Genomic DNA, 296 nt, shown 5'->3' with positions numbered 1-296 from the left:
ATCCCGTTTCGCTCGCCGCTACTCAGGGAATCGCATTTGCTTTCTCTTCCTCCGGGTACTTAGATGTTTCAGTTCCCCGGGTCTGCCTTCTCATATCCTATGAATTCAGATATGGATACCACTCCATTACGAGTGGTGGGTTTCCCCATTCGGAAATCTCCGGATCAAAGCTTGCTTACAGCTCCCCGAAGCATATCGGTGTTCGTCCCGTCCTTCATCGGCTCCTAGTGCCAAGGCATCCACCGTGCGCCCTTTCTAACTTAACCGTTAAAAAGAATCACTATGTGATATCTTGT

At 49.3% G+C, this 296-nt stretch carries 1 rRNA gene; it reads right to left on the bottom strand.

Annotation, left to right across the window (positions count from 1 at the left end):
• Nucleotides 1-266 (bottom strand): 23S ribosomal RNA (locus CW370_RS21115); the annotation flags it as partial.
• Nucleotides 267-296: the final 30 nt, after the last annotated feature.

Origin of the sequence: Bacillus sp. SN32, from assembly GCF_002837495.1 — a bacterium.
GTDB classification, from domain to species: domain Bacteria; phylum Bacillota; class Bacilli; order Bacillales; family Bacillaceae; genus Bacillus; species Bacillus subtilis.
This window is presented reverse-complemented; position numbering and strand designations above follow the sequence as displayed.